The sequence below is a fragment of the Brevibacillus sp. SAFN-007a genome (assembly GCF_051967035.1).
Lineage (GTDB): Bacteria > Bacillota > Bacilli > Brevibacillales > Brevibacillaceae > Brevibacillus.
Genome location: NZ_JBQCKK010000006.1, coordinates 35,778 through 54,219, shown reverse-complemented (window position 1 = coordinate 54,219; position 18,442 = coordinate 35,778). Strand labels below are relative to the sequence as shown.

16 protein-coding genes are annotated in these 18,442 nt (G+C 54.3%); all 16 read left to right on the top strand.

Features of this window, described 5'->3' with window-relative positions:
* Positions 1–81: 81 nt before the first annotated feature.
* The 16 genes from ACTHO6_RS09400 (at position 82) to ACTHO6_RS09325 (ending at position 18,429) form a co-directional block, all read left to right on the top strand.
* The gene (locus ACTHO6_RS09400; RefSeq protein ID WP_440241275.1) at positions 82–4,386 is read left to right on the top strand and encodes a PolC-type DNA polymerase III; all 4,305 of its coding nucleotides are present in this window, start codon (positions 82–84) and stop codon (positions 4,384–4,386) included.
* 165 nt (positions 4,387–4,551) lie between these two features.
* Positions 4,552–5,010, top strand: coding sequence for a ribosome maturation factor RimP (rimP, locus tag ACTHO6_RS09395; protein WP_440241274.1), 459 nt, complete (start codon positions 4,552–4,554; stop codon positions 5,008–5,010).
* Positions 5,011–5,055: 45 nt separating this feature from the next.
* Positions 5,056–6,147, top strand: coding sequence for a transcription termination factor NusA (nusA, locus tag ACTHO6_RS09390; protein WP_440241273.1), 1,092 nt, complete (start codon positions 5,056–5,058; stop codon positions 6,145–6,147).
* Between the two features lie 2 nt (positions 6,148–6,149).
* A complete protein-coding gene (rnpM, locus tag ACTHO6_RS09385) occupies positions 6,150–6,440 on the top strand; it encodes an RNase P modulator RnpM (protein WP_440241272.1) in 291 nt (96 codons plus the stop codon).
* The gene (locus tag ACTHO6_RS09380; protein WP_440241271.1) at positions 6,437–6,736 is read left to right on the top strand and encodes a YlxQ family RNA-binding protein; all 300 of its coding nucleotides are present in this window, start codon (positions 6,437–6,439) and stop codon (positions 6,734–6,736) included. The genes rnpM and ACTHO6_RS09380 overlap by 4 nt, the downstream gene beginning before the upstream one ends.
* Before the next feature lie 21 nt (positions 6,737–6,757).
* Complete coding sequence (infB, locus tag ACTHO6_RS09375; protein ID WP_440241270.1) at positions 6,758–9,256, top strand: translation initiation factor IF-2; 2,499 nt, start codon at positions 6,758–6,760, stop codon at positions 9,254–9,256.
* Positions 9,256–9,537 (top strand): DUF503 domain-containing protein, encoded by a 282-nt coding sequence (locus ACTHO6_RS09370; protein ID WP_440241269.1) that lies wholly within the window; start codon positions 9,256–9,258, stop codon positions 9,535–9,537. The genes infB and ACTHO6_RS09370 overlap by 1 nt, the downstream gene beginning before the upstream one ends.
* A 24-nt stretch (positions 9,538–9,561) precedes the next feature.
* Positions 9,562–9,927: a 30S ribosome-binding factor RbfA gene (gene rbfA / locus ACTHO6_RS09365; RefSeq protein ID WP_440241268.1), complete on the top strand. Its 366-nt coding sequence runs from the start codon at positions 9,562–9,564 to the stop codon at positions 9,925–9,927.
* On the top strand, positions 9,917–10,912 hold the full coding sequence (locus tag ACTHO6_RS09360) for a DHH family phosphoesterase (RefSeq protein WP_440241267.1): 996 nt from the start codon (positions 9,917–9,919) through the stop codon (positions 10,910–10,912). The genes rbfA and ACTHO6_RS09360 overlap by 11 nt, the downstream gene beginning before the upstream one ends.
* Positions 10,905–11,831, top strand: coding sequence for a tRNA pseudouridine(55) synthase TruB (truB, locus tag ACTHO6_RS09355; RefSeq protein WP_440241266.1), 927 nt, complete (start codon positions 10,905–10,907; stop codon positions 11,829–11,831). Before ACTHO6_RS09360 ends, truB begins: the two co-directional genes overlap by 8 nt.
* Before the next feature lie 3 nt (positions 11,832–11,834).
* Positions 11,835–12,776, top strand: coding sequence for a bifunctional riboflavin kinase/FAD synthetase (locus ACTHO6_RS09350; protein WP_440241265.1), 942 nt, complete (start codon positions 11,835–11,837; stop codon positions 12,774–12,776).
* A 132-nt stretch (positions 12,777–12,908) separates the two neighbouring features.
* Complete coding sequence (gene rpsO / locus ACTHO6_RS09345; protein ID WP_122903510.1) at positions 12,909–13,178, top strand: 30S ribosomal protein S15; 270 nt, start codon at positions 12,909–12,911, stop codon at positions 13,176–13,178.
* Positions 13,179–13,441: 263 nt separating this feature from the next.
* On the top strand, positions 13,442–15,586 hold the full coding sequence (gene pnp, locus ACTHO6_RS09340) for a polyribonucleotide nucleotidyltransferase (protein WP_440241264.1): 2,145 nt from the start codon (positions 13,442–13,444) through the stop codon (positions 15,584–15,586).
* Positions 15,587–15,729: 143 nt separating this feature from the next.
* Entirely contained in the window at positions 15,730–16,701 is a 972-nt protein-coding gene (locus tag ACTHO6_RS09335) for a polysaccharide deacetylase family protein (RefSeq protein WP_440241263.1), read from the top strand.
* Between the two features lie 127 nt (positions 16,702–16,828).
* Positions 16,829–18,082: a M16 family metallopeptidase gene (locus ACTHO6_RS09330; RefSeq protein WP_440241262.1), complete on the top strand. Its 1,254-nt coding sequence runs from the start codon at positions 16,829–16,831 to the stop codon at positions 18,080–18,082.
* Between the two features lie 86 nt (positions 18,083–18,168).
* Complete coding sequence (locus ACTHO6_RS09325; protein ID WP_440241261.1) at positions 18,169–18,429, top strand: YlmC/YmxH family sporulation protein; 261 nt, start codon at positions 18,169–18,171, stop codon at positions 18,427–18,429.
* Positions 18,430–18,442: the final 13 nt, after the last annotated feature.

Genomic DNA, 18,442 nt, shown 5'->3' with positions numbered 1-18,442 from the left:
AAGATTTTGTCGAATTTTACGGGGTACTCCCCTGGAAACAATGGAGTACCTCTTTTTCTTGTTGGGGGAGGGTGGAATACCGTGGACCGGACACAAGAGCAAAAACAGCGCTTCTCTCTGTTGCTCAAGCAAATGGAAGTGCCTGACGAATGGATCAACCGTTATTTTCTTGACGGGCAGATTGACAAGCTCGAACTTTACAAGCAAAACAAGGAATGGGTCTTTCATTTTACCTTGCCCAAGCTGTTGCCCGCAGAAGCCTATGCAGCGTTCACGAAGCGCCTGACGCAAACGTTTTCCCACCTGGCCAAAGTCGACGCCAGATTCCGCTACCGGCAGAAGCCTGAGCTTGACTTTGTGGTGCAGCAGTATTGGGATCTCTTGGTCGCCGGTTTGGAGCCGACCCTCAATTCGCTCGCGGTTACGCTCCGTTCTGCCAGAAAGCAGGTCGAGCAGCAGGAAGTGAAGGTGTTTTTGCCGACAGAGATGACGGTAGAAGTCGCCAAGCGCAAACGGGCAGACCACGAGCTTCTTGCTGCCTTTCAAAAAGCGACGGATTGCTCCATGCGCTTTTCCTTCCATGGCGAGGAGAGCGATGAAGCGTATCAGGCGTTTGTCGAGCAGCGCAGCGAGGAAGAGCGCGCACTGATTGAAGTCGTCATGACAGCCGCTGCCCAGGAAAGCAAAGGTTCGGAAAAGACCGAAGCGATCACCAATTTGATGATCGGCTACGAAATCAAAGACGCGCCGGTTCCGATCTGCGAGATTCAGGAGGAAGAGCGCCGGGTCGTCATCCAGGGGACTGTCTTCAACGTGGAGGTCAAAGAGTTGCGTAGCGGACGCCATCTTCTGACCTTCAACGTGTCCGACTACACCGACTCGCTGACGGTGAAGATGTTCTCCCGCGACAAGGAAGACGTCAAAATGCTGGAGGCGCTCAAAGACGGCATGTGGGTCAAGGTGCGCGGCAGCGTGCAGCATGACACCTTTATGCGCGAGCTGGTGATGAACGCCAACGACCTGAACCAGATCGAGCAGGTCATTCGCAAAGACCAGGCTGAAGAAAAGCGCGTCGAACTGCATTGCCATACCCCGATGAGTGCGCTCGATGCGGTGGCTTCGGTCAAATCGCTGATCTCCACCGCGTCCAAATGGGGACACAAGGCGATTGCCATCACCGATCATGGAGTGGTGCAGGCGTTTCCCGAGGCGTACTCGATTGCGAAGAAGCACAACATGAAGTGCATTCTCGGCATGGAGGCCTACGTCGTGGAGGACGGCATCGACATCGTCTACAACCTGAATGCCGAGAACAACGTGCCGATTGACGAGACGACCGAATACGTTGTCTTCGATACGGAGACGACGGGGTTGAACGCCGCCGAGCATACGATTATCGAGATTGCTGCCGTGAAAATGAAAGGGGCAGAAATCGTCGATCAGTGGACCGAGCTGATTGACCCGCAACTGGAGATCGGTCCGAAGACAACGGAAATCACCGGGATCACGAACGACATGCTTCGCGGCAAAGACACGCTCGACATCGTGCTGCGCAAGTTCAAGGAGTTCACCGGAAATGCCGTGCTCGTCGCACATAACGCGGAGTTCGACAAGGCGTTCATCAATGCTTGCGCCAAGCGGATTGGCATGGAGCCTTGGAACAATCCGTTTCTGGACACGCTTCCCCTGGCGCGGATGTTGTACAAAGGAATGCGCAACTACCGCTTGGGCTCGCTCGCCAAAAAGTTCAACGTCGAGCTGATCAATGCGCACCGTGCGTTGGACGATACAGTCGCGCTCGCCCACGTGTTCCAGCACATGCTCAAAGACATCAAGGAAGCAGAAATCAAGACGCTGGCCGAGCTGAACGAGAAGAGCAACGAAGAAGCCGATTACAAGAGCAGCCGTCCGTTCCATGCGACCATTCTCGTGAAGAACAAGGCCGGGCTGAAAAATTTGTACAAGCTCGTCAGCCGTTCGCATGTGGAGACGTTCTTCCGTTGGCCGCGCATTCAGCGCAGTCAGTTGAGCAAATTCCGCGAAGGCTTGCTGATTGGCACGGCGTGCAAGGAAGGCGAGCTGATGCAGTCGATCCTGCGCGGCAAGTCGCAGGAAGAGCTGAGGGAAGTCGCTGCCTTTTACGATTTTCTGGAGATTCAGCCGCTCGACCATTACGCGCCGCTGCTTCGCAATGAAGAAATTCCCTCGCTGGAGACGATGAAAGGCTACCATCGGATGATCGTGGAAATGGGCAAGGAAATGGGCAAGCTCGTCGTAGCGACAGGAGACGTTCATTTTCTCAACCCGCAGGATGAGATTTTCCGCGATGTGTTCCTGCTGTCAAAAGGCGACCCGAGTGCCGGGAATCAGCCGCCGCTCTATTTGCGCACGACGGATGAAATGCTGGAGGCTTTCTCCTATCTGGGCGAAGACGTGGCAAAAGAAATTGTCGTGACGAACACAAATGCGATCGCAGACATGATCGACGACGTCAGTCCGATTCCGGACAAGCTGTACACCCCGATCATTCCGGGCGCAGACGATGAGCTGCGGGAAATGTGCTACAACAAGGCCAAGCAGCTCTATGGCGATCCGCTGCCGGAGTTGGTGGAAAAGCGCTTGGAAAAAGAACTGAACAGCATTATCACGCACGGCTTCGGGGTGATCTACTTGATCTCGCAGCGACTGGTAACGAAGTCGCTACAGGACGGATACCTGGTCGGTTCGCGCGGATCGGTCGGTTCTTCCTTTGTCGCGACGATGTCCGAGATCACCGAGGTCAATCCGCTGCCGCCGCACTATCGCTGCCCGAATTGCAAGCACAGCGAGTTTATTACGGATGGCTCGATTGCCTCCGGCTTCGACTTGCCCGACAAGGAATGCCCGCAGTGCGGTACGAGCTATGCGAAAGACGGGCAAGACATTCCGTTCGAGACATTCCTCGGCTTCAAGGGGGACAAGGTTCCCGATATTGACTTGAACTTCTCCGGCGACTACCAGCCGCGGGCGCACAAGTATACGCAGGAGCTTTTCGGCGTGGACTACGTATATCGGGCGGGAACGATTGGAACCGTCGCGGAAAAAACGGCGTACGGCTACGTCAGAAAGTACGCCGACGAGCGCGGACTGACGCTGCGCAACGCGGAAATTTCCCGGATCGTCAACGGTTGCACCGGGGTAAAACGAACAACGGGACAGCACCCGGGCGGGATTATTGTTGTTCCGGACTACATGGAAATTGAAGACTTCTGTCCGATCCAGTTCCCGGCAGATGACAGTGAGTCCGAGTGGCGAACGACGCATTTCGACTTCCATTCGATTCACGACAACCTGCTGAAGCTGGATATTCTCGGACACGACGACCCGACCGTCATTCGCATGTTGCAGGACTTGACCGGCATCGACCCGAAAACGATTCCGCTCGACGACAAAAAGACGATGTCCATCTTCAGTTCGACGGAAGCATTGGGCGTCACGCCGGAGCAAATCCGCACGAACATGGGCACGCTTGGCATTCCCGAGTTCGGAACCAAGTTCGTTCGGCAGATGCTCGAAGACACGAAGCCGACGACGTTTGCCGAGCTTGTGCAGATTTCCGGTCTGTCCCACGGTACGGATGTATGGTTGAACAACGCGCAGGACTTGATTCGCAACGGCATTTGCAAACTGCCTGATGTGATCGGATGCCGGGACGACATCATGGTGTATTTGATCTACAAAGGCTTGGAGCCGTCCCGTGCCTTCAAAATCATGGAGTCGGTGCGCAAAGGGAAGGGCGTGCCGGAAGAGGATCAGGAAGAAATGCGCAAGAACAATGTGCCGGAATGGTACATCCAGTCTTGCCAGCGCATCAAATACATGTTCCCCAAGGCGCACGCCACGGCGTACGTGATGATGGCTGTGCGGATTGCCTACTTCAAGGTGCATTACCCGCTTGAATTTTACGCGACGTACTTTACCGTCCGTGCCGACGACTTCGATATCCCGCTGATGGTCAAAGGGGCGTCAGCGATTCGACAAAAAATCGAAGAAATTGAAGGCAAGGGCCACGATGCGCAGCCGAAGGAAAAAGCGTTGCTCACCGTGCTGGAAATGGCCCTGGAGATGGTGGAGCGCGGCTTCCGCTTTGCCAATGTCGATCTGTACGAATCGGATGCTACCCGCTTCCTGATCAAAGGCGACTCGCTGATTGCGCCGTTCAATGCCTTGCCGGGCCTCGGGACGAACGCTGCGATCAGCATCGTACAGGCGCGGGAGGAAGGCGAGTTTTTGTCCAAGGAAGACCTGCTGTCCCGCTCGCGGATCTCCAAGACGATTCTGGAGTATCTGGAGGAGCAGGGCGCACTGAAAGGTCTGCCGGAATCGAACCAGTTGTCGCTGTTTTAGGCCCGTGCAGCAGGGCAGCCTGATCCAAAGGTTGTCAACGGAGGGCTGTTATGCTATAATTTTTTTGGAAATACTGGTTTTATACGCAGGACAGATCGAGAGTGGGGAAACCCACTCTTTCTTTCTGGCTGCACCTCATGGTTCAAACGTAAAGGAGGTACTTGCTTGAGCAAGGTAACGGGCATCGTCACCGAACTGGTCACGCCCATTGTTGACGAATTGGGCTTGGAACTGGTTGACATCGAGTACAAAAAGGAAGGCAGCAACTGGTTTCTTCGCGTGTTTATCGACAATGAAACTGGCAACATCGACATCGATGACTGCAGCCTTGTCAGCGAGAAGCTGAGTCAGAAACTTGACGAAGTAGATCCGATTCCGACTGCATACTTTTTGGAGGTATCTTCGCCGGGCGCTGAGCGTCCGCTGCGCAAGGATAAGGACTTTACGAAAGCTGTCGGCAAACATGTTCACATTACAACCAAGGAGCCGATAGAAGGAGCAAGCCTGTTCGAGGGCGAACTGATAGCGTACGAAGACGGCAAATTGACTGTCAAGGAAGCGAAAAAAACGTACGTGATTTCCCAGGAGCAAATTGACACGGCACGCATGGCCATCGTCTTTTAGATGTTTGCGGCCGGCTGGTAAGTAAAGGAGGAGGCAACGAAAGTCATGAACGGCGATTTTATCGAGGCTCTAGAAGCCATTGAGAGAGAGAAAGGCATCACCAAAGACGTGCTGATTGAGGCCATCGAAGCGGCTCTTATCTCTGGATACAAACGTAACTTCAACTCGGCCCAAAATGTGCGGGTGGATGTAAATCGTCATTCAGGTATGGTTCGCGTGTACGCACGCAAAAACGTGGTGGAAGAGGTTTTGGACCCGCGTCTGGAGATTTCGCAGGAAGCAGCCCAGGAAATTGATCCGAATTATCGACTGGACGATATCGTGGAAATCGAGGTGACGCCTCGCGACTTCGGGCGCATCGCTGCGCAAACGGCCAAGCAGGTGGTCACCCAGCGCATTCGCGAAGCGGAGCGCGGTCTGATTTACAGCGAGTTCATCGAGCGCGAGGATGATATCGTCACAGGCGTCGTTCAGCGGATGGATGCCCGCAATTACTACATCGATCTGGGCAAGGCGGAAGCGGTTATGCCGATCACCGAGAAAATGCCGTCGGAGGAATTCAAGTCGCAAGATCGGGTGAAGGCATACATCATTAAAGTAGAAAAAACCACGAAGGGACCGCAAATCGTCGTTTCCCGTACGCATCCGGGACTTTTGAAGCGCCTCTTTGAATTGGAAGTGCCAGAAATTTACGATGGTGTGGTTGAAATCAAATCCGTTGCTCGTGAAGCAGGCGATCGCTCCAAAATCGCTGTTCATTCCATCAATCCGGACGTCGATCCTGTAGGGGCATGTGTCGGTCCAAAAGGCATGCGCGTACAGACGATCGTGACGGAGCTGAAGGGTGAGAAGATCGACATTGTCCGTTGGTCCGAAGATCCTGCCGAGTACGTGGCAAACGCGCTCAGCCCGGCGAAGGTGCTGCACGTAGATGTCAACCTCGCCGAAAAGGTAACCCGTGTCATCGTGCCGGATTACCAACTGTCGCTCGCGATTGGCAAGCGCGGACAAAACGCTCGTTTGGCTGCCAAGCTGACCGGCTGGAAGATCGACATCAAGAGCGAGTCCCAGGCAGACCAAGAAGGCATCGCCTACCCGAAAGAAGCAGAGGGCGATGAAGGAGTCGACAACGAATAGTCATGAAGCAAAAAAAGATCCCTTTGCGTAAATGCATCGTTTGCCAAGGAATGTTTCCGAAAAAGGAATTGATCCGCGTCGTCCGAACGCCCGCTGAGGAGATTGTCATCGATCCGACGGGAAAGGCGGCGGGACGCGGTACTTATGTATGTCGGCAGGAAAGCTGTCTGAAGCCGGACGCGTTCGCATCGGGAAAATGGAAAAAAGTGCTGGAACGTGCCCTGAATATGTCGATCTCCGAAGAGAAGTATGATGCTTTCCGCGAGAAATGGCTGGAGATGATGGGACGATGATCCCACAGGCAGCTCAGCTGCTCGGAATTGCGATGCGCGCGCGCAAAATCGTGACCGGGGAGGAATTGGTCATCGCGGCGATCCGCAATGGTCAGGCCCGTCTCGTTTTGCTCGCATCGGACGCATCTGACAATACAGCCAAAAAAGTCAAGGATAAATGTTCCTATTACGGGGTCTCATGTGTAACCACAGGCGACCGATATTCATTGGGACACGCAATCGGAAAAGATGGGCGCGTTACCGTGGCGGTGACCGATGGGAAGTTGGCTGAAAGCATTCAGCGTCTGCTCACCTAACTTGGAAAGGGTGAAGTTTATTTGAAGACACGTGTGTATGAATATGCCAAACAGCACAACATGAGCAGTAAGGAAATCCTCAATTTGCTAAAGCGTTTGAACATAGAAGTAGCAAACCATATGAGTATCATGGAAGAAGGGACGATCAAGCGGATCGAGGAGCACATGGCCAAACTGCGTGCCGGCTCCAAGCCGGAGGCGCGCCATACGCCAGGCGATTCCAAACCGAAACAACCGGAAGATCAACGACGCCCCAACGAACCCAGAGGACAATCCCAGTCCCAGCAGCATGCAGAACGCGATCGCGGGGGAGTTTCTACCGGCAGCAATCGTCCAGCGAGCACCAGTGAAAAACAGCCCGATCAGCATAGTCCTCAACATGGAAAAAATCAGGGGAAGAATCAGGAGAGAAGACCAAACCATATGAGAAGTCAACCAGCAAAACCGACTGACCGCAAGCCGCAAAATCAACAACGCCCACAGAGCCAACAACAAAAACCGCAAAACCAGCAGCGCCCTCCGCAACAGGCAGCTGCCAGCCAAACCGAAGTGCGCACGGGTGACGAGTTCGAAGACAAAGTCAAGCTCCCGTCCAATGTCGGTTTGGAAAAACGCGAGAAGATCAAAAAAGGCCCGCAAACGCAAAAGACGTTTGAAGACAATAAAAAGAACACGCCTTTCCGCGGCGGCAACAACCGCAACAACAACCGACGCGGCGGCAACAACCAGCAGCGCGGCGGACAAAAGCCACAGCGTCCGGTGCTTGAGACGCCTAGCAAAATTACGTTTACCGAGTCGCTGACAGTGAACGAGCTGGCTGTGAAGCTGCGCAAGGAACCGGCGGAAATCATCAAAAAGTTGTTTAATTTGGGGATCATGGCAACGATCAACCAATATCTGGAGCGGGAAGCCATTGAACTGATTTGCGCCGACTACAACGTTGAAGTCGAAGAAAAAATCATCATCGACGAAACGAACTTCGAAACGCTGGAAGAAGTGGATGCGCCTGAGACACTTGTCGAACGTCCGCCGGTCGTCACCATCATGGGTCACGTCGACCACGGAAAAACAACGCTGCTCGACGCCATCCGCTCCACGAACGTAGTGGCGGGGGAAGCAGGCGGGATTACCCAGCACATCGGTGCTTACCAGGTCGAGATCAAAGGCAAGAAAATCACGTTCCTCGACACTCCTGGTCACGCGGCGTTTACCACCATGCGTGCGCGCGGGGCGCAAATTACCGACATTACCATCCTTGTGGTGGCAGCCGATGACGGCGTCATGCCGCAAACCGTAGAAGCGATCAGCCACGCGAAAGCAGCTAACGTACCGATCATCGTCGCTGTCAATAAGGTGGATAAACCGGAAGCCAACATCGAGCGCATCAAGCAGGAGCTGACCGAGTACGGACTCGTTGCGGAAGAATGGGGCGGGGACACCATTTTCTCTCCACTGTCTGCGAAGCAGCGCATAGGGATCGAAGAGCTGCTGGAGTACATTCTGCTCGTCGCAGAGGTTCAGGAGCTGAAGGCCAATCCGAACAAGCGTGCGCGCGGTACGGTAGTGGAAGCCGAGCTGGATAAAGGCCGCGGCCCGGTAGCGACCGTCCTGGTACAGCAAGGAACGCTGCGCGTCGGCGATCCGATCGTAGTCGGCTCTACCTACGGTCGTGTACGTGCGATGGTCAACGACAAAGGGCGCCGTCTGAAAGAAGCAGGTCCTTCTACCCCTGTGGAAATTACCGGTTTGAACGATGTACCGCAGGCTGGCGATCAGTTCCACGTGTTTGAAGACGAGAAAAAAGCCCGTGCGATCGGGGAAGCGCGTGCAGCCAAGCAGCGTGAATCCGAGCGTCGCGAAAGCTCTCGCGTCTCGTTGGACGATCTGTTCCAGCACATTCAGGAAGGCGATATCAAAGAGCTGAACCTGATCGTAAAAGGCGACGTACAAGGCTCTGTAGAGGCGCTGCGCGGCTCTCTGGAAAAAATTGACGTCAACGGTACCCGCGTGAAAATCATTCACACTGGCGTCGGCGCGATCACCGAGTCCGACGTTACGCTGGCAAACGCATCGAATGCGATCATCATCGGTTTCAACGTGCGCCCTGAGCCAAATGCTCGCAGCATGGCGGAACAGGAGAAAATCGACATTCGCCTGCACCGCGTGATCTACACGGTAATCGAAGAGATCGAGCAAGCCCTGAAAGGCATGCTGGACCCTGTTTATAAAGAAAACATCATCGGTCAGGCAGAAATCCGCGAAGTCTTCAAAGTATCCAAAGTCGGCAACATCGCCGGTTGCTATGTAACCGAAGGAAAACTGAGCCGCGATGCGGGCGCTCGCCTGATCCGCGAAGGCATCGTGATCTACGAAGGCAAGCTGGACACCTTGAAACGCTTCAAGGACGACGCGAAAGAGGTAAACGCAGGCTACGAGTGCGGTCTGACCCTGGAACGCTTCCAGGACCTCAAAGTCGGCGACGTGATCGAAGCCTTCGTCATGGTTGAAGTGAAGCCATAATGGTAGCAGGGGTGCAGATGGAACTGTTTCTGCCCGCTTGCCATAATCTGAAAGAAAAACGGGCCATCGTCAAAAGTCTCATCGGCAAGCTGCGGAGCCGTTTTAACGTGTCCGCAGCGGAGATGGCTTACCTGGAGCAGTGGCAGCGTACCGTGTTGGGTATCGCTGCCGTTGCCAATGAAATGTCTTTTTTGCAACAAGAAATGCAGGCTGTGGTGCGATTCGTGGAAAACCATCCCGACGTGGAGTTGATTCGAATCGATACGGAATACTACGAATAAGGCAGCCAGCGGAGGTGAGAGTAGATGAACAAAACACGAATGAGCCGGATTGGCGAAGAAATCAAAAAAGAACTGAGCCTCGTCCTGCAACGCGGACTGAAGGACCCTCGCGTCGGCTTTGTCACCGTAACCGATGTAGAAGTAAGCAGCGATCTCCAGCTTGCAAAAGTATTCGTCAGCATTTTCGGCAGCGAGGAGGAGCGCAAAGCCTCACTGGCCGGACTGGCAAAAGCCAAAGGCTACCTGCGTACCGAAATCGGCAAACGCGTCAAGCTGCGCCATATTCCCGACTTCGTTTTCAAGCTGGATGAGTCGATTGACTACGGTACCAAAATTGAGTCGATCCTGCGGGAAATCTCCACAGAAGGAGAGAAACAGGATGAATCCTAATCGAGCAGCAGTAGAGGAAGCGGCCCGCTTTATCCGGGAGCATGACCGCTTCCTGGTTCTTTCCCATGTCAATCCAGACGGCGATGCTACCGGCTCTGCTCTCGGAGTCGTGCTCATGCTTGAGCAGCTGGGAAAAGAGTACGTGGTGGTGAACGAAGGGGAAACGCCGTCCAAGTTTGATTTTTTGCCGCGTTTTGACCGCTTGCGCAATCTGCGCGAACAACCGCTTACCGAAAGCTTCGAGGCCGTAATCGCCGTAGACTGTGCCGATGAGTCACGGATGGGCGATGTGCGGCCTTTATTTGCATCGGACGCTGTTTTGCTGAATATCGATCACCACCCGACCAACGACGGGTTTGGAACGGTCAACCTGGTCCGTCCGGAAGCGGCGGCGACAGCGGAAATTTTGTTTGAACTGGCAGAAGTGGCAGGGATCGCGTTCAACGAAGAGCTCGCCTTGTGCATCTATACCGGCCTGTTGACAGACACGGGCGGCTTTCGCTACTCCAACACGACGCCGCGGGTCATGGAAATCGCGGCCCGTTTGCTGACCTACGGGGTGAAGCCGGGCGAAGTGGCGGAGCGGTGCCTGGAGGAAATCACGTTTGCCCATGTCAAAGTCTTGCGCCGGGCCTTGCAGACGTTACAGCTGTCTCACCAGAATCTCGTCGCTTCTCTTTGCGTGTCGACAGCCGATTTCACCGCGGAAGGGGCGCAGCGGGAGGATGCAGGCGGGTTGGTCAATTACTGCCGAAACATAGAAGGCGTCGAGGTGGGCGTTTCCTTTGTGGAGGCGGAGCCCGGAGTCGTCAAGGTAAGCATGCGCGCCCGCGATCGCGTGGACGTGTCTGCCATTGCGAAACAGCTGGGCGGCGGCGGGCATGCCAAAGCTGCCGGCTGCACCATCAAAGGGACAATCGCGGAAGCAAAGCAAATCATATGGAACGCACTGGAACCGGCATTAGGAGTGAAACACGATGAGTAACGCACACGGCGTGCTGGTAATCGACAAGCCGGCGGGCATGACTTCCCACGATGTCGTGGCGCGCATTCGTCGGCTGTATGGAACCAAAAAAGTGGGGCATACCGGAACGCTCGATCCGGATGTGACGGGCGTACTGCCGATTTGCGTAGGCAACGCGACACGTCTGGTCGAGTATTTGCAGGAGCTGCCCAAGCGCTACCAGGTAGTCATGCGGCTCGGCTCTTCCACGACGACAGAGGATGCATCCGGAGAAGTGCTGGAGCAGGCTCCGGTAGACGCAGCCGCGATTACGACGGAGCGCGTCGAGCAGGTGCTGCAATCGTTTTTGGGAGAGATCGCGCAGGTGCCGCCGATGTATTCCGCGGTAAAAATAAAGGGAAAGCGCCTCTACGATCTGGCCCGCGAAGGCACCGTTGTCGAACGCCAGCCGCGCAACGTGACGCTGTACGAGTTGACGCTTCATGAGATCACAGCAAAGGGCGACAGCGTCGATATTTCGTTCACCTGCACCTGCTCGAAAGGGACATACATGCGCACCTTATGTGTTGACCTCGGTCGCGCTCTGGGTTATCCTGCCCATATGAAGCTGCTTCGGCGAATCAAGAGCGGTCCGTTCGTGGAGGGGGAGGCGATTCCTCTTCAGGAACTGGAGGAGCGGGCTGCGAACGGCGAGGATCTCTCCCGTCATCTTGTCTCCATCCCACAGGCCATTTCCTTTTTGCCGTCCTATCAGGTCAAACCGGAGCGAGTCCGGGCGGTGCGCAATGGACTGGCCACTGCGCTGCCAGGAGTCAACGCCGAGGTAGGCAGTCTGATCTGCCTGTTTGCAGGAGAAGAACTGCTGGGGATTCATCGCGTGTGCCATGGGGACAAAGGGCTTTTCGCCAAAGCAGAAAAAGTCTTTCCAGCCGAGGTGTAAACCGTGAAAACGATCTCCCTGACCTATCCACTACCAAATGAGGTGCAAACGACGCCATGCGCGATCGCGCTTGGCTATTTCGATGGCGTACATATCGGACATCGCCGGGTGATTCAAAAGGCGATTGATACCGCAAAAGCGAACGGATGGGAAAGCACGGTGCTGACGTTTGATCCCCATCCGCGCGAGGTTCTTGGGCAAAGCGGCTATACGAGCTACCTCACTCCGCTGTCTGACAAGCTGGAGCAATTTGAGAAAATGGGGGTAGACACGACGTATGTCATGAAGTTCGATATCGGGTTTGCTGCGGTTTACCCGGAGGACTTCATTACCGAGTGCATGCTTCCTCTCGGGTGCCGGCATGTCGTGGTCGGCTTCGACTACACGTTTGGCTACAGGGGAATGGGAACCGCCCATACCTTGCAGGAAATGAGCAAAGGCCGCTATGGACTGGACATTATCAGCCCGGTCAATCGATTGGGAGAAAAAGTGAGCAGCACGATCATCCGCGAATATCTCCACCACGGAAATGTCGAGCAGGTGCGTCATCTGCTGGGTCGTCCGTACAAGGTGCGCGGCAAGGTCGTTCACGGTGACAAGCGCGGACGCACGATCGGCTTCCCGACGGCGAACGTCCGGGTCGAACAGCCTTATCTCATCGGCAAGAACGGCGTGTACGGGGTGCGCTTCACGGTGGATTCCACGAGCTACTTCGGCGTGATGAATGTCGGCATCAAACCGACGTTTGAACTGGAGAAGAAAGAAAAATCGCTGGAAGTACACATTTTCGAGTTCTCTGGTGACATTTACGACAAGGAAGTCGAAGTGGAATTTCTTTTCTATATCAGGGAAGAGCAGAAATTCGGCGGCGTGGAGGCGCTGATCGCGCAAATCGGCCGGGACGTGGACATGGCGAAGCGAAAATTCGCCGAGGGAATCTCGTAAGGGAATCTCTTTGCTTTTCCCGAAAGGATATGCTATAATTCATAACGTTGTACAGAAACCGTAGCTTGGCTGTCCGATGCTCACCGACGGCAGACTCGGCTAACGGGATAGAAAAGAAGGAGGTGAGTCATGATGGCATTGTCTCAAGAACGCAAAACTCAACTGATTCAAGAGTTCCGTACTCATGAGAACGACACCGGTTCCCCGGAAGTTCAAATCGCTATCTTGACCGAAAACATTAACAACCTGAACGAACACTTGCGTACGCACAAAAAAGATCACCACAGCCGTCGTGGTCTGTTGAAAATGGTAGGTCAACGCCGCAACCTGTTGACATACCTGCGTGAAGCAGATGTTCAACGCTATCGTTCGGTAGTAGACCGTCTGGGTCTGCGCCGCTAGTCAGCGTTTTGTAAAAGCGGGTTCTCCCCGCTTTTTCTATCGTGTAGGAGAGCTTGGCGCTTTTCGCTGTCGGGCTCTCTGCACGATCCTACAAAGCATGCGATACAGGCGCGATGGAATTGGCTTCAACAGAAGCTTTTTTTATTATCCAAAAAGACTGCCAACGCTCACCATTTAATTTTCATGGTGGCAGGAAATAATACATACAAGTAGAAAACAAAGTGTAGATATGCACATTGTCGCAAAGGAGGACTGCTAGCATCATGGAGCAACAATACCGTACATATGATTTTGAACTGGCAGGCCGCAAGCTGACGCTGGAATTCGGCAAAATGGCCAAACAGGCGAACGGCTCGGTTCTGGTTCGGTACGGCGATACAGCAATCCTGTCTGCAGTGACAGTCTCGAAGGAGCCGAAAGCGCTCGACTTCTTCCCGCTGACTGTCAACTACGAGGAACGTCTCTATGCGGTCGGAAAAATTCCCGGCGGCTTCATTAAAAGAGAAGGTCGTCCAAGCGAAAAAGCCATTTTGGCGAGCCGCTTGATCGACCGCCCGATCCGTCCCCTTTTTGCAGAAGGATTCCGTAACGAGGTACAGATTGTCAATACGGTTCTGTCGGTTGACCAGGACTGCTCTCCGGAAATCGCCGCGATGATCGGTACGTCTGCCGCTCTCTGCGTTTCCGAGATTCCGTTTGAAGGACCGATTGCCGGCGTCATCGTTGGGCGCATTGATGGCGAGTTCATCATCAACCCGACTGTGGAGCAGGCAGAAAAAAGCGATATTCACCTCGTAGTCGCCGGTACACACAAAGCGATCAACATGGTGGAAGCAGCCGCTGACCAAGTGCCGGAGGCTGTGATGCTGGAAGCGATCATGGCTGGCCATGAGGTCATCAAGCAGCTGGTGGAGTTCCAAAACCAGATTGTAGCCGAGATCGGCAAAGAAAAAATGGAAGTCATCCTGCATGAAGTCGATCCGGAAGTCGATCAGGCTGTGCGCGCATTCGCCGAAGCACGTCTGAAAGAATCCGTTCGGATTGAAGAGAAGCAGGCGCGTTACGACGCGATTGACGCGATCAAGCAAGAGACGCTGGAGCATTTCGCTGCCCAAGATCCGGAAGCTTATCCCGAGCAGGAGAAAATGATTAGCGAAGTGTTGGGCAACATCGTCAAGGACGAAGTTCGCCGTCTCATTACGGAAGAAAAAGTCCGCCCGGATGGACGAGCTTTGAACGAGATTCGTCCGCTTTCCAGCGAGGTCGGCATTTTGGCCCGTACGCACGGTTCGGCCATGTTTACCCGTGGGCAAACACAGGCGTTGAGCGTCTGCACATTGGGCGCGCTGGGCGATGTGCAAATTCTCGATGGTCTTGGACTGGAAGAATCGAAACGATTCATGCACCATTACAACTTCCCGCCGTACAGCGTGGGAGAGGCTCGTCCGCTGCGTCCGCCAGGCCGTCGTGAAATCGGACACGGAGCGTTGGGAGAGCGTGCCATCGAGCCGATCATTCCATCCGAGCACGAGTTCCCGTACACCATCCGACTGGTTTCCGAAGTCATTGAGTCCAACGGCTCGACATCGCAAGCTTCCATTTGCGCGAGCGTACTCGCTTTGATGGATGCAGGGGTACCGATCAAGGCTCCGGTGGCAGGGATCGCCATGGGACTCATTATGAGCAAGGATGAACAGTCCTTCTCGATTTTGACGGACATTCAGGGCATGGAAGACCATTTGGGCGATATGGACTTCAAGGTAGCCGGTACCGAGGCTGGCGTAACGGCGATCCAGATGGACATCAAAATTTCCGGAATCAACCGGGACATTCTGGAGCAAGCGCTGGAGCAAGCGCGCGAAGGTCGACTGCACATCCTCAAGCACATGATGAGCACAATCTCCGAGCCGCGCAAAGAGCTGTCTCCTTACGCGCCGAAGATCTTGACCATGACCATCAACCCGGAGAAAATTCGCGATGTGATCGGCCCGCAAGGTCGCGTCATCAACAAAATCATCGAAGAAACCGGGGTCAAAATCGACATCGAGCAAGATGGACGCGTGTTCATCGCTTCGATCAACCACGAAGCGAACATGCGCGCGAAGCAAATCATCGAGGACCTGGTTCGCGAGGTTGCGGTCGGCCAGATTTATCTGGGAACCGTCAAGCGCGTAGAAAAGTATGGAGCGTTCATCGAACTGTTTGCTGGCAAGGAAGGCTTGTGTCATATCTCCCAACTGGCTGAGGAACGCGTAGCCAAGACGGAGGACGTCGTAGCGATTGGCGACAAGGTACAAGTGAAAGTAACCGAGATCGACGATCAAGGACGCATCAACCTGTCCCGCAAAGCCGTGCTCAAGGAACAAGCCGCAGCACAAGCCGACAAGGCACCGACTCAAGCAGAATAAACGACAAACAAAAGGCTTCGTCACTCGAAGAAATTCGTGTACGGAAGCTTTTTTCTTTTGGCCAGCGTGTCTAAGTCATCCCCCTCGCTCATACATTGGACAAAGAGAGACTTGTACGTACACAGAGGAGGGCTGGCTCCGGGATGGCTGAAAGAAAGAGAAGGCTGTGGGTGACGGTCTTTGTCGCAGGGGCGATGGCGATACTGCTGCAATACCAGCCGATTCACCAATACATCAGCTTGGTCAAAAACGATCAGGTCGTGACCGCGGAAAAAATCCTGGATGAAAAAGAACGGTTGCGCGCCCAGATCGAGAAATGGAAGGAAGGGCGCGAGGAAGCGCCTGTCGATGCTGTTGTGGATCAGACGTGGAAGGCGATTCCCGGCTACAACGGGCGCCTTGTGGACGTGGAAGCGTCGGTGGAAAAGATGCTCGCTACCGGAGTGGCAGGGCCGGAAATGCTGGTCTACAAGGAAGTCCCGCCAGCGATCTCGCTCGACCAGCTCGGCGCGCAGCCCATCTACCGCGGAAATCCGAAAAAGCCGACCATTTCCTTCATGATTAACGTAGCCTGGGGCAATGAATACCTGGATTCGATGCTGGATACATTGGAGAAGCACCAAGTGAAGACGACGTTTTTTCTCGATGGCTCATGGGTCAAACGCTATCCGGAAGAAGCGAAAAAAATTGCGGCTCGCGGGCATGAAATCGGCAATCATGCCTACTCGCATCCCGACATGAGCACGCTGGGGACGCAGCGCATCCACCAGGAGATCAGCCGTACGCAAGAGATCATTTACAAGACGCTGGGCACGAGGCCTGTCTTGTTTGCCCCGCCTTCCGGTTCGTTCAACAGGCAGGTCGTAGAAATCGCGTACGCTTCTTACCAGATGAAGACAATCATGTGGACGGCAGATACCGTCGATTGGAAAAAGCCCTCTCCCAGCTTTGTCATCCAAAAGATCAGCGGCTTGATGGGCAATGGCGTGCTCGTGTTGATGCACCCGACAGCGGCCTCGGAGGCAAGTCTGGACCAACTGCTTACGATTGCCAAAAAGAAGGGATTGCATCCGGTCACGGTATCCGAGCTTCTCTCCAGTCGACGTCTGCCGTGAAGCTGCCGGGAAGCGAAAACGTGTTCATTTATTGTGGAGACAAAAGAAGTTTGCTATAGTTAGACGTGTTTACAACCAAGTCCTGAAAATGGGCGGATAGAGAGATGATTAACCGAGGAGGATTTGTGTGATACAACGTCATACTTGTGAAAACGGTCTTCGAATTGTGACGGAACGTATTCCGTCTGTTCGCTCTGTTGCGTTGGGCATCTGGGTGGGGACCGGTTCGAAATACGAAAACGAGAAAAACAACGGGATTTCCCATTTTCTCGAACATATGTTTTTCAAAGGAACGAGTACACGGTCTGCGAAAGAAATCGCAGAGACCTTTGACGAGATCGGCGGAAACGTAAACGCCTTTACTTCCAAAGAGTATACCTGCTACTATGCGCGGGTGCTGGACCAGCACGCACCGATCGCGCTGGATGTGCTTGCCGATATGTATTTCAACTCCGTATTCGATGCGGAGGAGCTGGAGAAGGAAAAAAACGTGGTCATCGAAGAAATCAGCATGTACGAAGATACGCCTGACGATCTCGTCCACGATTTGATCGCAAAAGCGACCTACAGTACGCATCCGCTCGGCTATTCGATTTTGGGAACGGAAGACGTCCTGCGCAGCCTGAAGCGGGATGACCTCATTCGCTACATTGACGCGCACTATCTCCCGACGAATACAGTCGTAACGGTTGCCGGCAATTTTGACGACAGCCTGATTGAGGAGATTCAAAAGCGTTTCAGCGGGTTCCAGCGCGCCGGGAAGCTCCCGACTTTGGCCGAACCAGCGTTTGCGGCGAATACCATCGCGCATCACAAGGCGACAGAGCAAGCGCATCTCTGTCTGTCGTTGCCGGGCTTCCAGGTGGGGCATCCGGATATTTACTCGCTCATTTTGCTGAACAACGTTCTGGGCGGCAGCATGAGCTCGCGTCTCTTCCAGGAAATTCGTGAAGAGCGGGGGCTGGCCTACTCGGTGTACTCGTACCATTCCTCCTACAAGGAAGCGGGCACGTTTACCATCTATACGGGTACGGCGCCTGAGCAAGTCGGGCAGGTTTTCGATATCGTGACAAACGTCCTGCGCGACGTGGCCGACCACGGCATCACCGACAAGGAGTTGAACAAAGGGAAGGAGCAGTTGAAAGGCAGCCTCATGCTCAGTCTGGAGAGCACCAACAGCCGGATGAGCCGCCTCGGTAAAAACGAGCTGCTGCTGGAGCGCCATCTCAGCCTGGATGAAATCATCGCCAAAATCGACAGTGTCTCGCACGAATCGGTCCTGGCTGTAGCGCAGCAGCTGTTCCGCTCGAAGCTGGCGATGGCGATGGTAAGCCCGCTGGATGGATACCCGTCCAATGTGAAAAGCGACAGTTTGCTCTAGTCTCTCCCTTGGGAAAAATCCGGCATAGCCCGGATTTTTTTGCGTATATCAACAGTAACGCAAACAGGACAAAGGGGGGCTTCTCCATGCGGCTTAGCGAATTGGGCGGGAAAGAAATCATCGGCTTGGACAACGGGGAAAAAATGGGAGTCATCAGCGACACCGACCTCGTCATCCACCCGGAAAACGGCGTCATTCAGTCGATCATCTTGCCCGGCGGCAGCTTCTTTGGCTTCGGGAAGAAACGGGAGGACCTGGTGATCCCGTGGAGCTCGATCGTGAAAATCGGTCCGGACATGGTCATCATCTCGCTTGCGCAGGTAGAGACACAAGCTACGCAAAAGTAGGCGCGGGTGTCAC

Excerpts from the sequence above, each read along its gene's own strand:
- ACTHO6_RS09325 (WP_440241261.1), top strand. The coding sequence starts at position 18,169 with ATGCGGCTTAGCGAATTGGGCGGGAAAGAAATCATCGGCTTGGACAAC.
- pnp (WP_440241264.1), top strand. The coding sequence starts at position 13,442 with ATGGAGCAACAATACCGTACATATGATTTTGAACTGGCAGGCCGCAAG.
- ACTHO6_RS09370 (WP_440241269.1), top strand. The coding sequence starts at position 9,256 with ATGGTAGCAGGGGTGCAGATGGAACTGTTTCTGCCCGCTTGCCATAAT.
- rnpM (WP_440241272.1), top strand. The coding sequence starts at position 6,150 with ATGAAGCAAAAAAAGATCCCTTTGCGTAAATGCATCGTTTGCCAAGGA.
- ACTHO6_RS09380 (WP_440241271.1), top strand. The coding sequence starts at position 6,437 with ATGATCCCACAGGCAGCTCAGCTGCTCGGAATTGCGATGCGCGCGCGC.
- rbfA (WP_440241268.1), top strand. The coding sequence starts at position 9,562 with ATGAACAAAACACGAATGAGCCGGATTGGCGAAGAAATCAAAAAAGAA.
- ACTHO6_RS09360 (WP_440241267.1), top strand. The coding sequence starts at position 9,917 with ATGAATCCTAATCGAGCAGCAGTAGAGGAAGCGGCCCGCTTTATCCGG.
- truB (WP_440241266.1), top strand. The coding sequence starts at position 10,905 with ATGAGTAACGCACACGGCGTGCTGGTAATCGACAAGCCGGCGGGCATG.
- ACTHO6_RS09335 (WP_440241263.1), top strand. The coding sequence starts at position 15,730 with ATGGCTGAAAGAAAGAGAAGGCTGTGGGTGACGGTCTTTGTCGCAGGG.
- rpsO (WP_122903510.1), top strand. The coding sequence starts at position 12,909 with ATGGCATTGTCTCAAGAACGCAAAACTCAACTGATTCAAGAGTTCCGT.
- nusA (WP_440241273.1), top strand. The coding sequence starts at position 5,056 with ATGAACGGCGATTTTATCGAGGCTCTAGAAGCCATTGAGAGAGAGAAA.